The following is a 13,337-nucleotide window of genomic DNA, read 5'->3' as shown; positions in this document are numbered from 1 at the left end:
GTCTCAGCCATGCATCATCGCGGTCAGCACTTCGGCCTGATACTCCTGCAGGAGCGGGTCGATGACCTGGTCGAGCTGGCCCGTCATGATCTCGTCGAGCTTGTAGAGGGTCAGGTTGATGCGGTGGTCGGTCAGTCGGTTCTGGGGGAAGTTGTAGGTTCGGATCCGCTCGGAGCGGTCGCCGCTGCCGACCTGGAGCTTGCGCGATTGCGCCTGCTCGGAGGCCTGGGTCTCGCGTGCGCCGGAGAGCAGCTTGGCCTGGAGCAGCGACATGGCCTTCGACCGGTTCTTATGCTGGGAGCGTTCCTCCTGGCACTCGACGACGATCCCGGAGGGCAGGTGGGTGATGCGGATCGCCGAGTCGGTCTTGTTGACGTGCTGACCGCCAGCACCCGAGGAGCGATAGGTGTCGATGCGCAGCTCGCTCGGATTGATCGCGATGGAGTCGATCGAATCGGCCTCGGGCATGACGGCGACGGTACAGGCCGAGGTGTGGACGCGGCCTTGGGACTCGGTCTCGGGGACGCGCTGCACCCGGTGCGCACCGGGCTCGAATTTGAGACGCGAGAAGACGCCGTTGCCGATGATGCGCACGATCACCTCCTTGTAGCCGCCGAGCTCGCCGGCGCTCTCCGAGATCGGCTCGACCTGCCAGCGCATCAGCTCGGCATAACGCAGGTACATCCGCAGGAGGTCTCCGGCGAAGAGTGCGGCCTCGGCCCCGCCGGTGCCGGCGCGGACCTCGAGAAAGACGTTGCGCTGATCGTCGGGATCGGGCGGGACGAGGAGACGATAAACCTCGGGCTCGAGCTGCTCGCGCCGGTCGTTTGCCTCGGTCATCTCCTCGCGCGCGAGTGCGGCCATCTCCGGATCGGCGAGCATCTCCTCGGCGGCAGCCAGGTCGAGCTCCGCTGCGCGATACCGGTTGTAGCCCGCGATGAGCGGCTCGAGCTGGGCATACTCCCGACTCAACTCGCGGAACCGATTTTGATCGGACTGGGTCTCGGAATCCGCCAGCAACGCGACAACCTCGCCGAAGCGCTCCGAGAGACGCTCCAGCTTGCCCCGGATCGATGGATTCATTGGGTGGAGACGGCCCGGTTCGGGTCGAGCTGGAAGAGCTCGTTGGCCGCCACCAGGATCTCCGCCTCGCCCTCGCGGGCGGCTTGGCGCAGACGCGAGCTGGGCGCATGGAGCAGCTTGTTGGTCAGGGTGTGGGCGAGATAGTTGAGGACCTCGGTCGGCGGCTTGCCGGCGTCGAGCTGGCGCTGGGCGCGGGCAAGGACATCGTCGCGCAGCTCCTCGGCGCGTTGACGATAATCCTGGATGAGCCCGGCGGCATCCAGCGAGCGCAACCAGGCCATGAACTCGTCGGCGTGGAAGGCGATGATGTCCTCGGCTTGGGCAGCGGCGGCTTGACGCGAGCGCAGGCCCTCGTCGATGACGCCCTGCAGGTCGTCGATCGTGTAGAGATAGACGTCGCTGAGCTCCCGGACCTCGGGCTCGATGTCGCGCGGCACCGCGATGTCGACCATGAACATCGGGCGGTGTTTGCGCTTTTTCAGCGCGCGCTCGACCGTGCCTTTGCCGAGCACCGGCAAGGGACTCGCGGTGGAGGCGATGACGATGTCGGCCTCGGCCAGGTGGTTGCCGATCTCGGCAAGGGCGATCGCGTATCCGTCGAACTGCGAGGCCAGCTCATGGGCGCGCTCGACGGTGCGATTCGCGACGATGATGCGGCCGATGCCGGCGCGGTGCAGGTGGCGGGCGGCCAGCTCGATGGTCTCGCCGGCGCCGATCAAGAGCGCGGTCTGTTGGGAGAGGTCGCTGAAGATCTGGCGCGCGAGATTGACCGCGGCGAAGGCGACCGAGACCGGGCTGCTGCCGATCGCGGTCTCGGTGCGGACGGTCTTGGCGACCGAGAAGGCGTGCTGGAAGAGGCGTCCGAGCAGCTTCCCGGTGGCGGTACAGTCCGTCGCGGTCTGGTAGGCGTTCTTGACCTGCCCCAGGATCTGCGGCTCGCCCAGGACCATAGAGTCGAGCCCGCTGCAGACGCGCAGCAGATGGGTGACCGCATCGCGCCCCAGATGGGCGTACAGAAATGGCCCCACCCGGTCGTGCTCGACGCCGTGGAAGCGGCTCAGCCAGTGCCGAGCCGCCTCCTCGGAGCAATCCTGTACCGCACAGTAGATCTCGGTGCGGTTGCACGTGGAGAGCACGACACCCTCGGCGATACCGTCGCAATTGGTGAGGTCGCGCAGGGCGCCGACGATGATGTCGGGGCCGAAGGCGAGCCGCTCGCGGACATCGACCGGCGCCGTCTTGTGATTGAGTCCGAGAACAAGCAGCTTCATATTACTAAGGTCGTCAGGTGGTGATCCTCGCGATTGTCCGACTTTCGGGGGGCGATGAAAACCCACCGACGTCGATCTTGTGGTTTTTCGTTTGTCGGAGTGAGGAACTGCTTCGCTATACTGGGCTCTCACGATCTCATATCGTTGTTGGATTGGCTCTTGCCGGATCATAAAAATGCCACGCTCGCTTCTGCTTTCCACCGTCGGCGGGTTCTTTGCCGTCTTGGCGCTTCTGTCCGCGGGCGCGTTCGCGCAGATCACGGACCCGGCATCGAGCCCTCCGCAGCCCGATCCATCCCCAGGCACGCCGGCCGATGTCGCCGATGTCGCCGAGGTCGATGCAGCGGGTCTTGCGAGCGGCTTGAACGCCGATCAGATCTACGCCGTACTGGTTGCCGAGATCGCCGCACGTCGCGGCGATTTGGACACCGCTTTTGCCTACTACCTGGAGGCGGCGGACTTGACGAAGGATCCGCGCCTGACCGAGCTGGCCGTTCGTGCCGCCATCACTGCGGGCAACGATGCGGCAACCGAGCAGGGTTTGCGGCATTGGCTGGATCTCGATCCGACATCGAGCGGTGCGCATCAGATGGGCGCCTTCACCCGTATCAAGGCGAACGACCACGAAGGGGCGCTCGTGCATTTGATGCGTCTCGTGCAGCTCTCGCCCGATGATCCGGAAGCGGCATTCGGACACGCCGCCGCCATTATTTCGCGCGCGCCGACGCCCGCGGCGCGTGTCGGACTGATGCAGGCATTGGCCGACCAGTTTCCGCAGAGCGCGCATGCGCAGCAGTCGCTCGCGATGGTGGCTGCCGGTGCGTCGCAGCTCGAGATCGCCGATGCCGCCGCGCGCCGGGCGCTCGAGCTGCGCCCGGAATGGAACAAGCCGAGACTCTTTCTTGTCAAGCTGCTGATCTCCTCCGACAAGCGCGGGGAAGCGCGGTCCTTGCTGGAAGAGTATCTCGCACTGAGCCCCGACGATCAGACGTTGCGGATGCTCTACGGTCAGTTCCTCGTCGAGGAAGAAGAGTTCTCCAGCGCGCGTGATGTCTTCCAGCGTCTACTGGATAATCGTCCGAAGGAGCCGGATGTCCTGTTCGCCGTCGGGATCCTGTCGTTGCAGCTCGAGGACACGGAAGGAGCGCGCATCTACTTCACGCGTCTGTACGAGACCGGGGAGCGTCGAGACGACGCGGCCTTCTATCTGGGGCAGGTGGAGGAGCGTGCCGAAAATCTCGAGGCTGCTCTCGTGTGGTATGGCAAGGTCAAGGGCACGAATTCGGTCGATGCGCAGATCCGCACGGCCTTGTTGAGCGCGAAGGGCGGCGACATTCGGCGTGCGCGCGAGATCCTTCAGCAGCTGCGTGACCGAGGACCCGAAAACGCCGTGCTTCTCTACTTGGTCGAGACCGAGATCCTCGAGTCGGTCGGCCGGCCGGACGAGGCGATGGCAATCTTCGACAGCGCGTTGCGGGTCTTTCCGGATGACGAAAATCTGCTCTACGCGCGGGCGCTCTCGGCGGTGAAGCTCGATCGGATCGTCCTCGCCGAGCAGGACCTGAGGCGGATCATCGAGATCGACCCCGAGCATGCCGATGCCCTGAACGCACTCGGCTACACCTTGGCGGATCGAACCGACCGCTACGCCGAGGCGAAGGTGTACATCGAGAAGGCCTATGCGCTCAAGCCGGACGAGCCGGCGATCCTGGACAGTATGGGCTGGGTTCATTACCGCCTCGGCAACTACGAGACCGCCCTCGATTATCTCGGGCGCGCGCTCGAGCACATGAGTGACGGGGAGATCGCGGCGCACCTCGGCGAGGTTCTATGGGCCATGAATCGTCGCGAAGAGGCCCTCGAGGTTTGGGATGCGGCGGCCAAGGAACATCCGGACCACGAGTATCTCAAGGAGGTGATGCAGCGGCATCGCGCCTCCGGCGGCGACCCGTCCCGATGAGCCAGAGCCCGATGAGCGAGATCCCGATGAGCGAGACGTTTGTGTTCGAGCCTTCCCCGGCGTCGTTTTGGCCTGCGCCCGCCAAACTCAATCTTATGCTGCGCATCGTCGGACGTCGGCCCGACGGTTATCATGAGCTGCAGACGGTGTTCCAGTTCATCGACAGATGCGATCGGCTTCGGTTCGAGGTGCGCGAGGACGGGCTGATCCGTCGTCTCCTCGACGTGCCGGGTGTCGCGCCGGAGGACGATCTGACCGTCCGCGCGGCGCTGGCCCTTCGGGACGCGACCGGTTGCCGCCTCGGGGCGGATATCCGCTGCGAGAAGCGACTTCCGATGGGCGGAGGGCTCGGGGGCGGCAGCTCCGACGCGGCGACCACGCTGGTTGCACTGAATCGACTCTGGGCCACCGGTCTCGACGAGGACGCCCTCGCGGAGCTGGCCCTGCCTCTGGGCGCCGATGTCCCTGTCTTCGTGCGCGGATTTGCGGCTTGGGGAGAGGGTGTCGGGGAGCGCCTGACGCCGGTCATGTTGCCCGAGCCGTGGTATCTGGTGCTGTCTCCGCCCTGCTCGGTCTCGACGAGGGATGTGTTTATGCATCCTGAGTTGACACGAGATTCAGCGCCCGCCACACTAGCGGACTTCGTTGCCGGTGATGTCTCGAACGATTGCTTGCGTGTCGTGCGAAGCGGATACGCTCCTGTCGAAGAGGCCCTCGACTGGCTTTCGGGTTGGGGCGGTGGACGTTTGACCGGAACCGGAGCCTGTGTGTTTGCGGTTTTCGAAGAACGCTCGCAAGCGCTTCGCGCGCTCGAGCAGTGTCCGCCCGCGATGCGCGCCTTTGTCGCCCGTGGGCTGAATCGATCGCCGCTGCTCGCTCACATGGATAGGCTACCCTGATCCGGTGTCATGCCGAGCGCGTACTGTCGAGGTCCAGACCAGTTTTTGGGGCGTAGCCAAGCGGTAAGGCACCGGGTTTTGATCCCGGCACCCCCAGGTTCGAATCCTGGCGCCCCAGCCATACCCCGTCGAGCCGCGTCTCGCGTGACGCGCGCCGAGTCTCGTAAGCCCCCAGCTAGACGTCAGGAAATCGCCAGTGCCTGCCAGCCATTTGATGGTTTTTTCCGGGAATGCCAATCTGGAGCTCTCGGTCGAGATCGCCGGTTATTTGAGCGTACCGCTCGGTAAGGCCGTCGTCGGTCAATTCAGCGACGGCGAGGTGATGGCCGAGATTCAGGAGAACGTGCGCGGGCGCGATGTCTTCGTCGTGCAGCCGACGGGGGCGCCGACGAACGACAACCTGATGGAGCTCCTGGTGATGATCGACGCCCTGCGCTGGGCGTCGGCCAAGCGCATCACCGCGGTCATCCCCTATTTCGGCTATGCCCGGCAGGATCGCCGACCTCGCTCAGCGCGTGTTCCGATCACGGCGCGTCTGGTCGCCAAGATGATCGGTCAGTCCGGCGCCGATCGTGTTCTGACGGTCGATCTGCACGCGGATCAGATCCAGGGATTCTTCGATATCCCGGTCGACAATGTCTATGCTTCGCCGATTCTGTTGGGCGATGTTTGGCGAAAACGCTACGACGACCTCATGGTCGTATCGCCGGACGTCGGCGGTGTGGTGCGCGCGCGCGCACTCGCCAAACGGCTCGACGATGCGGATCTCGCGATCATCGACAAGCGCCGTCCTCGGCCCAACGAGGCGAAGGTCATGAACATCATCGGCGATGTTCGGGATCGCTCCTGTGTCATCGTCGATGACCTGGTCGATACGGCCGGGACCCTCTGCAGTGCTGCCGGGGCGCTGAAAGACGCCGGCGCTTGTCGGGTCGTGGCCTACTGCACCCACGCGGTGCTCTCGGGGCCGGCCGTGGACAACATCTCGGCATCCCGGCTCGACGAGCTGGTGGTCACCAATACCATTCCGTTGCGTCCTGCGGCAAAGGCTTGTCCCAAGATCAGGCAGTTGAGTATCGGCGAGCTGCTTGCCGAAACGATGCGTCGGGTCTCGAACGAAGAGTCCGTCAGCTCGCTGTTCGTCGACTGATTTCCATTCCATTGCTGCGTTGCGATCCTGGTCGCGGGATCCGGCGCGTTTTTGTCGTCAATATCAACCGGAGAACGCCGATGAGCGTCAGTTTCGAGATCAACGCGCAGACCCGCGCACTTGCAGGAACGGGTGCGAGCCGCCGCCTGCGTCGCACGGGGCAGGTGCCCGCCATCGTTTACGGTGGTCATCAGGAGCCCGAGATGGTCTCGGTCGGCCACAACGAGCTGCTCAAGCACCTGGATAACGAGGCATTTTACTCGCACGTCCTCGATCTGAAGATCGGGGAGCGCTCGGTGAAGGTCGTCTTGAAGGACCTGCAGCGCCATCCCGCGAAGCCCTTCGTGCAGCATGTGGACTTTCTGCGCATCACGCAGGACGAGAAGCTGCGCATGAGCGTGCCCTTGCATTTCATCAACGAGGAGCGCTCCAAGGGCGTGAAGATAGGCGGGCAGGTGTCCCACAACATCACCGAGCTCGAGATCGTCTGTCTGCCGAAGGATCTCCCTGAGTTCATCGTCGTCGACATGGGCGATATGGATATCGGCCAGATCATTCATCTGTCCGAGATCCAGATGCCCGAGGGTGTGAGTCTTGCTCATACCCCCGATTCGGACGAGGCCGTCGCCATGGTTTACGGTCCACGCGGGGGTGGTGACGAGACGGAGGAGGAAGAGGAAGGCGCCTGACATCATCGGACGCCTGAGACGGCCGACGACAGTGCCGATTCGCCTCCCTGAAAGACGGTTTTTCGGCGACGACCGGGTGCTCGATGGTCGCTTTTGCGGCCTCCGGTGCCCGTGTCGTGCGTCGGTCGGCGATGCCCGGTGAGCGAGCCCGCCGGCATCCGCCTGATCGTCGGTCTCGGCAATCCCGGCGAGCAGTACGAGGCGACGCGTCACAACGTCGGCTTTTGGCTCGTCGATCGGATCGCCGAGGATTTTCGCGAGACGTTTCGCGCCGAGTCCAAATTCTTCGGCCAGCTCGCCCGAGTCCGGGTCGACGGCGGGGAACTGCGCCTACTCAAACCCTCGACTTACATGAACCGCAGCGGTCAATCGATCGCTGCGGTCGCCCGCTTCTACTCCATCCCTCCCGAGCAGATCCTCGTTGCTCACGACGAGCTCGACCATCCCGTCGGCCAGGTTCGGCTCAAGCAGGGCGGTGGTCACGCCGGGCACAACGGGCTGCGCGACACCATCGCCGCACTCGGGGGAAGTCGTGACTTTTGGCGTCTGCGGATCGGGATCGCGCATCCCGGCGACCGCACCTTAGTGACTGGCTATGTTCTCGGGCGTCCGTCCAAGGCCGATGCCGAGCAGATCAACGCATCCCTTGCCGATGCCGAACGGATCCTCGATGACCTCGTCGCCGGTCGCTTTCAAATCGCCATGAATCGTCTCCACTCGCAACGGCGCGATTGAACGCCGTTCGGATTCTCATTCGCGGTTCGTGCGCACTCGACCCCGCATGGGCCGAGCCCGTGAGAGCCACGCCTGAGATCCGTTTAAGTTCCTGATTTTTATTTCCTAGACCGCGTCAGCGACAGGGTCGGTGAGGTCGGGCGAGTTTGAATCGGCATCAAGCGTCGATCGTTGACTCCGGACGCGGTTTAGCGGAGTTTGACAAATCGCAATCCCGAGCCGAGTATTCATCCTGATCTCCGTGATCGCCGCGTGTTTCGGCCCTTTCCGTAAAGGTGCCTCACCGCGTCTTCCGAAAACATCCCGTCGAATGATGCCGTATTCGGGATCGGGCAATCGCTCGCACTGAATCCGAAGTCCTCCGACCGGTCGGCGGGCAAGGTCGTCTCCGCGGCTTTCAATGACGCCTCAACTCCGTATTCGACCACCCGTCGATGTCGGATTTGGCTCGCCCGTCGAACGGGGCTCGACCATTCCAACGACAAAATTAGCCGTTCAAGCGGCATGACGACTGGAGGACTTTTCGCACATGAACGGAACATTGAAGTGGCCGTTAAGGGCTGTCGTAATTGCATGCGCATCCGTGCCGACACTGGCATTGGCCACCAACGGATATTTCTCGCACGGCTGGGGCACTAAATCCAAGGCGATGGCAGGTGTTGCCACGGCGTTGCCGCAGGACACGCTGGTCACGGCGACGAACCCCGCCGGAATGGCATTCATCGGGACCTCGCTCGACGTGGGATTGGCCTTCTTCAATCCTTCGGCGCGTGGCTACGAAGCGAACAACGACTTCTCGGTGGATCCCGCCTCGGGGTTTCCGACCGGGCCTTTCATTACTCCGGGCCGATACGACAGCGAAGGGGATTGGTTTCTGATCCCGAGCTTCGGGTTTAATTACGAGCTCGATGAAAAAAGCACGATCGGCTTCGCTCTGTTCGGCAACGGCGGGATGAACAGCGATTATCGGGACCGTCCGGTCTGGGAGAACTTCGCCGCGGCACCCAATCAGCTGGCGATCGGTCCCGGCATGACGCCGCCTCCCGGCACCATCGCGAGCCCCGGCGGACTTCTGTTTACGCAGACGAATCCACCGATGCCGGTCACGGACCCGAACATGCCCCCCGCCGAACGGCAACAACGCCAACCCGGGCGGTTTTCTGAGCGCCACCGGCTCGACCGGCGTCAACCTCGAGCAATTGTTCATCGAGATCCCCTACACCTTCAAGTTCGCGGATGGAAAGCAGGCGGTCGGTATCGCGCCGGTTTTTGCGATGCAGAGTATCGAGGTCAAAGGGCTTCAGCCGTTCCGCGCGGCATCCTTGTACCCGGACAAGGTCTCGAACAACGGAACCGACTGGTCCTACGGCGCCGGCCTGCATCTGGGATGGTACGGCGAGGTGACCGATCAACTGGCGTTCGGGATGTCGTATCGCACCAAGATGTGGATGTCGGAATTCGACGACTATAAGGGGTTGTTTGCAAATCAGGGCGAGTTCGATATCCCTGCGATGTTGAACTTCGGCGTCGCCTTCAAGGCGCGGCCGGACCTGACCCTTGCCTTCGACTACCAGCGCATCTTTTACGGCGAGGTCTCGTCGATTTCCAACTCGAACGACAACGACATCTCGCCCTGTTTCACCTCGAATCCCAAACCCGCGTTCTGTCTGGGCGGGGATGACGGACTCGGTTTTGGATGGGACAGCATGGACATCTTCAAGTTGGGTGTGCGTTACGACCACGACGAGAAGCTGAGTCTGATGGGCGGCGTGAGCTACAACACCGAATTTGCCTCCAGTCGGCAGGCCCTTTTCAACATTCTGGCGCCCGCGACCATTCGTTGGCACCTGACCCTGGGTGCGTCCTATCGCTTTACGGAAAAGGATGAGTTCGCACTCGCCTTTTCCTACATGCCGGAGGAAGAGTTGAGCGGCACGAGCCCCAGCATCACCCAAGCGCAAACGGGCTCCATCTACATGGAGCAGATGGATATCCAGATCGGTTGGAATCACCGCTTTTAAACCGCGCCCGGTGCGGTATGCCTTGTTTGTTGGATTGGCTTGGCCGCGCCAGCTCCGATAACTCTCGGAGCTGGCGCGGTTTAAGGGGAGTCGGCGAGGGTCGTCCGGCGTGCAGGACGACCCTCGTTGCGGGCGAGCGGGGCTCGGCTCGAAGCCGATGACCCGCAGGCCCGACGCTTCCGATCAGGGCGGGGTGCTACTGAGCCGTCATCGGCAAGCGACCGATCGAGATATAGGTCAGTCCGGTTGCGGTCGCGAGATGTCCGTCGAGGACATTGCGACCGTCGAAGATCACTCCGGCCTTGAGCTTGTCCTTCATCGTCTGGAAATTCGGGCTGCGAAACTGCGCCCACTCGGTCAGGACCGCAAGCGCGTCGGCCCCATCCAACGCCGATTCGGCATCGTCGAGAAGTGCCAGATCGGCTCGCTCACCGTAGATTCGGCGTGTCTCGGGCATGGAAACCGGGTCGAATGCCTGAACCTTCGCCCCTGCCTCCCAGAGTGATTCCATCAAAACGCGACTCGATGCCTCGCGCATGTCGTCGGTGTTGGGCTTGAACGACAGACCCCATACCGCGATGGTTCGGCCCTGCAGATCGCCGTTGAAGTGCGCGTGGATCTTTTTGAACAGCAGATCCTTCTGGCGGAAGTTCACGGCCTCGACAGCTTGCAGCAGCTGCGGGTCGTAGCCCAAGCTGCGCGCGGTGCGCTCGAGCGCGCGCACGTCCTTCGGGAAACAGGAGCCGCCGTAGCCGCAGCCGGGGTAGATGAATTGGTAGCCGATGCGCGGATCCGAGCCGATGCCGACGCGGACCTTTTCGATGTCGGCGCCGACGGCTTCGGCGATGTTCGACAGCTCGTTCATGAAGCTGATCTTGGTCGCCAGCATGGCATTGGCCGCGTATTTGGTCAGCTCGGCCGAGCGCACGTCCATCAACATGACCCGGTCATGGTTGCGATTGAAGGGGGCGTATAGCGCGCGCAGCAGCTCGCCGGTACGCGGGTTGTCCGTGCCGACGATGATGCGATCCGGGCGCATGAAATCTTCGATGGCGGCTCCTTCCTTCAGGAACTCCGGGTTGGACACGACATCGAATTCCACGGTGCTGCCCCTTGCCGTCTGTGCGTCCCGCACGGCGGCGGCCACCCTGTCGGCAGTGCCGACGGGAACCGTGGATTTGTTCACGAGGATACGGTAACTGTCCATGTGCTCGCCGATGCTGCGTGCGACCGCGAGGACGTACTGTAGATCGGCCGATCCGTCTTCGTCCGGCGGCGTGCCGACCGCGATGAACTGGAAAAGTCCGTGCCGCACCCCTTCCTCCGGGTCGGTCGAGAACGTCAGCCGGCCGGCTTCGCGGTTTTGCTTGACCAGCTCCTCGAGTCCGGGCTCGTAGATGGGCACGCCCCCGCTGTTGAGGAGGGCGATCTTGGCGGGATCGACATCGATGCAGAGGACGCGATTGCCGACCTCGGCAAGACACACGCCAGTGACCAGTCCAACGTAACCGCTGCCAAAAATCGTAACGTCCATTCTTTGTCGTCTCCGAGCGTTATCGGTCGGGTCTAAGGGGATCGGGGTGGCCGGCCGCGGGCGCGGCTCACAGCGCCGCGCTCCGCGCCCGGATCGCTCATTGTATACCGAGCGCACGTGGGATTTCGGGAAAGCAGGGTACGTCCCGCGCACTCCGGGCCCGGGTTTATCGACCCGGCTGCGCTCGAGCATCGGGCGCGGCCCGGTCGCCATGCGCGCAATCGTCCATGATCGTCCATCGTCGGCTTGACGCAGGCGGTTTAGCCCCATATACTGCGTCGCTCTTTAAGGAGGGGTTCCCGAGCGGTCAAAGGGATCAGACTGTAAATCTGACGGCTCAGCCTTCGGAGGTTCGAATCCTCCCCCCTCCACCAGATTGAAGGCCGCAGCGGTGTCTTTGCGGCACGACTTGACATGGTTTGGCGCGCAGAGAGTATCCCCCTAGGGCGCGATGGGATATCGCCCGCCGGCTGGGATGCGATCGCCCTCTGGCCACGTGGTTTGGCGTGTAAAGCGCTGCGGGTGTAGTTCAACGGTAGAACCTCAGCCTTCCAAGCTGATGGTGTGGGTTCGATTCCCATCACCCGCTCCATTGAGATGTGTGCTTTGCGATCGCCCATGTAGCTCAGTTGGTAGAGCACACCCTTGGTAAGGGTGAGGTCACCGGTTCGACTCCGGTCATGGGCTCCATTTTTCGTTTTTCGTGATTTCAGTCGTCGATTTTGGATCGTCGTAGCAGTAGCGTCCAGCGCGACTTGTCGATTTGAACCATGCGGGGAGACGTTCATGTCCAAAGCAAAATTCGAGCGCAGCAAGCCACACGTGAACGTCGGCACGATCGGCCACGTCGACCACGGCAAGACGACCTTGACGGCGGCGATCACGACGCACCAGGCGAAGCAATTCGGTGGTGAGGCGCGCGCCTACGACCAGATCGACAATGCCCCCGAGGAGCGCGAGCGCGGCATCACGATTGCGACGGCGCACGTGGAGTACGAGACGACCAACCGGCATTACGCCCATGTGGACTGCCCCGGCCACGCCGACTACGTGAAGAACATGATCACGGGTGCGGCGCAGATGGACGGCGCGATCCTGGTGGTCTCGGCTGCCGACGGCCCGATGCCGCAGACCCGCGAGCATATCCTGCTGTCGCGCCAGGTCGGCGTGCCCTACATCGTGGTGTATTTGAACAAGGTCGACATGCTCGACGATCCCGAGCTGCTCGAGCTGGTGGAGATGGAAGTGCGCGAGCTGCTCTCCAAGTACGACTTCCCCGGCGACGACACCCCGATCGTCACCGGCTCGGCGAAGCTGGCGCTGGAAGGCGTGGATTCCGAGATCGGCACCCAATCCATCGACCGTTTGATGGAGGCGCTCGATACCTACATCCCGCAGCCCGAGCGTGCGGTGGACGGTGCCTTCCTGATGCCGATCGAAGACGTCTTCTCGATCTCCGGTCGCGGCACCGTGGTGACCGGGCGCATCGAGCGCGGCATCGTGAAGGTCGGCGAAGAGGTCGAGATCGTCGGCATCAAGGACACCGTGAAGACCACCTGCACGGGTGTGGAGATGTTCCGCAAGCTGCTCGATCAGGGTCAGGCCGGTGACAACGTCGGCGTGCTGCTGCGCGGCACCAAGCGTGAAGACGTGGAGCGCGGCCAGGTGTTGGCCAAGCCCAAGTCGATCAACCCGCACACCCATTTCGAAGCCGAGGTATACGTGCTGAGCAAGGACGAGGGCGGACGACACACCCCGTTCTTCAACGGCTACCGTCCGCAGTTCTACTTCCGCACCACCGACGTGACCGGTGCCTGCGAGCTGCCCGAGGGCATCGAGATGGTGATGCCCGGGGATAACGTGAAGATGACGATCAAGCTGATTGCGCCGATCGCCATGGAAGAAGGGTTGCGCTTTGCAGTGCGCGAAGGCGGCCGCACCGTCGGTGCCGGCGTCGTCGCGAAGATTATCGAGTAGTACGGGTCATCGCGGCTC

At 63.1% G+C, this 13,337-nt stretch carries 12 protein-coding genes and 4 tRNA genes; 11 read left to right on the top strand and 5 right to left on the bottom strand.

What is annotated here, in order from left to right:
- Positions 1 to 3 precede the first annotated feature (3 nt).
- Complete coding sequence (prfA, locus tag KFB96_RS09950) at positions 4 to 1,083, bottom strand: peptide chain release factor 1 (RefSeq protein ID WP_213461952.1); 1,080 nt, start codon at positions 1,081 to 1,083, stop codon at positions 4 to 6.
- Entirely contained in the window at positions 1,080 to 2,354 is a 1,275-nt protein-coding gene (gene hemA, locus KFB96_RS09945) for a glutamyl-tRNA reductase (RefSeq protein ID WP_213461954.1), read from the bottom strand. The genes prfA and hemA overlap by 4 nt, the downstream gene beginning before the upstream one ends.
- 175 nt (positions 2,355 to 2,529) lie before the next feature.
- Between hemA and KFB96_RS09940 the strand changes: the two genes are divergently transcribed.
- The gene (locus KFB96_RS09940; RefSeq protein WP_213461955.1) at positions 2,530 to 4,314 is read left to right on the top strand and encodes a tetratricopeptide repeat protein; all 1,785 of its coding nucleotides are present in this window, start codon (positions 2,530 to 2,532) and stop codon (positions 4,312 to 4,314) included.
- Here KFB96_RS09940 and KFB96_RS27530 read toward each other — a convergent pair.
- Complete coding sequence (locus KFB96_RS27530; RefSeq protein ID WP_213461957.1) at positions 4,262 to 4,399, bottom strand: LPXTG cell wall anchor domain-containing protein; 138 nt, start codon at positions 4,397 to 4,399, stop codon at positions 4,262 to 4,264. The two genes, KFB96_RS09940 and KFB96_RS27530, sit on opposite strands and share 53 nt — an antisense overlap.
- On the opposite strand from KFB96_RS27530, the gene ispE reads away from it, so the two are divergent.
- The 5 genes from ispE to pth all read left to right on the top strand — a co-directional run bounded on the left by ispE (position 4,341) and on the right by pth (position 7,787).
- On the top strand, positions 4,341 to 5,213 hold the full coding sequence (gene ispE / locus KFB96_RS09930) for a 4-(cytidine 5'-diphospho)-2-C-methyl-D-erythritol kinase (protein ID WP_213461959.1): 873 nt from the start codon (positions 4,341 to 4,343) through the stop codon (positions 5,211 to 5,213). The genes KFB96_RS27530 and ispE overlap by 59 nt on opposite strands.
- Positions 5,214 to 5,259: 46 nt before the next feature.
- A tRNA-Gln gene (locus KFB96_RS09925) sits at positions 5,260 to 5,334 on the top strand.
- A 75-nt stretch (positions 5,335 to 5,409) separates the two neighbouring features.
- A complete protein-coding gene (locus KFB96_RS09920) occupies positions 5,410 to 6,363 on the top strand; it encodes a ribose-phosphate diphosphokinase (protein WP_300971504.1) in 954 nt (317 codons plus the stop codon).
- A gap of 80 nt (positions 6,364 to 6,443) precedes the next feature.
- Positions 6,444 to 7,052: a 50S ribosomal protein L25/general stress protein Ctc gene (locus KFB96_RS09915; protein WP_213461961.1), complete on the top strand. Its 609-nt coding sequence runs from the start codon at positions 6,444 to 6,446 to the stop codon at positions 7,050 to 7,052.
- 138 nt (positions 7,053 to 7,190) lie between these two features.
- The gene (gene pth / locus KFB96_RS09910) at positions 7,191 to 7,787 is read left to right on the top strand and encodes an aminoacyl-tRNA hydrolase (protein ID WP_213461963.1); all 597 of its coding nucleotides are present in this window, start codon (positions 7,191 to 7,193) and stop codon (positions 7,785 to 7,787) included.
- Positions 7,788 to 8,282: 495 nt separating this feature from the next.
- Here pth and KFB96_RS26670 read toward each other — a convergent pair whose 3' ends face one another.
- On the bottom strand, positions 8,283 to 8,510 hold the full coding sequence (locus KFB96_RS26670) for a hypothetical protein (RefSeq protein WP_300971503.1): 228 nt from the start codon (positions 8,508 to 8,510) through the stop codon (positions 8,283 to 8,285).
- Positions 8,511 to 8,986: 476 nt separating this feature from the next.
- Between KFB96_RS26670 and KFB96_RS26665 the strand changes: the two genes are divergently transcribed.
- Complete coding sequence (locus tag KFB96_RS26665) at positions 8,987 to 9,808, top strand: OmpP1/FadL family transporter (RefSeq protein ID WP_300971502.1); 822 nt, start codon at positions 8,987 to 8,989, stop codon at positions 9,806 to 9,808.
- Positions 9,809 to 10,004: 196 nt separating this feature from the next.
- On the opposite strand, the gene KFB96_RS09900 is transcribed toward KFB96_RS26665, so the two are convergent.
- On the bottom strand, positions 10,005 to 11,342 hold the full coding sequence (locus KFB96_RS09900) for a UDP-glucose/GDP-mannose dehydrogenase family protein (RefSeq protein ID WP_213461967.1): 1,338 nt from the start codon (positions 11,340 to 11,342) through the stop codon (positions 10,005 to 10,007).
- A 289-nt stretch (positions 11,343 to 11,631) separates the two neighbouring features.
- Between KFB96_RS09900 and KFB96_RS09895 the strand changes: the two genes are divergently transcribed.
- The 4 genes from KFB96_RS09895 to tuf all read left to right on the top strand — a co-directional run bounded on the left by KFB96_RS09895 (position 11,632) and on the right by tuf (position 13,319).
- Positions 11,632 to 11,716 (top strand) — tRNA-Tyr (locus KFB96_RS09895).
- 144 nt (positions 11,717 to 11,860) lie between these two features.
- Positions 11,861 to 11,934, top strand: a tRNA-Gly gene (locus tag KFB96_RS09890).
- 22 nt (positions 11,935 to 11,956) lie between these two features.
- Positions 11,957 to 12,032 (top strand) — tRNA-Thr (locus tag KFB96_RS09885).
- A 96-nt stretch (positions 12,033 to 12,128) separates the two neighbouring features.
- Positions 12,129 to 13,319 (top strand): elongation factor Tu, encoded by a 1,191-nt coding sequence (gene tuf, locus KFB96_RS09880; protein WP_213461969.1) that lies wholly within the window; start codon positions 12,129 to 12,131, stop codon positions 13,317 to 13,319.
- Positions 13,320 to 13,337 lie beyond the last annotated feature (18 nt).

Origin of the sequence: Thiocapsa sp. (assembly GCF_018399035.1) — a bacterium.
Taxonomy (GTDB): domain Bacteria; phylum Pseudomonadota; class Gammaproteobacteria; order Chromatiales; family Chromatiaceae; genus Thiocapsa.
The sequence above is the reverse complement of the archived record's forward strand: the minus strand, read 5'-3'. Positions and strand labels throughout refer to the sequence as shown.

Coding starts and splice junctions, on each gene's coding strand:
- KFB96_RS09915 (WP_213461961.1), top strand. CDS start 6,444: ATGAGCGTCAGTTTCGAGATCAACGCGCAGACCCGCGCACTTGCAGGA.
- ispE (WP_213461959.1), top strand. CDS start 4,341: ATGAGCGAGACGTTTGTGTTCGAGCCTTCCCCGGCGTCGTTTTGGCCT.
- hemA (WP_213461954.1), bottom strand. CDS start 2,354: ATGAAGCTGCTTGTTCTCGGACTCAATCACAAGACGGCGCCGGTCGAT.
- KFB96_RS09900 (WP_213461967.1), bottom strand. CDS start 11,342: ATGGACGTTACGATTTTTGGCAGCGGTTACGTTGGACTGGTCACTGGC.
- tuf (WP_213461969.1), top strand. CDS start 12,129: ATGTCCAAAGCAAAATTCGAGCGCAGCAAGCCACACGTGAACGTCGGC.
- KFB96_RS26670 (WP_300971503.1), bottom strand. CDS start 8,510: ATGAATGCCATTCCGGCGGGGTTCGTCGCCGTGACCAGCGTGTCCTGC.
- KFB96_RS09940 (WP_213461955.1), top strand. CDS start 2,530: ATGCCACGCTCGCTTCTGCTTTCCACCGTCGGCGGGTTCTTTGCCGTC.
- prfA (WP_213461952.1), bottom strand. CDS start 1,083: ATGAATCCATCGATCCGGGGCAAGCTGGAGCGTCTCTCGGAGCGCTTC.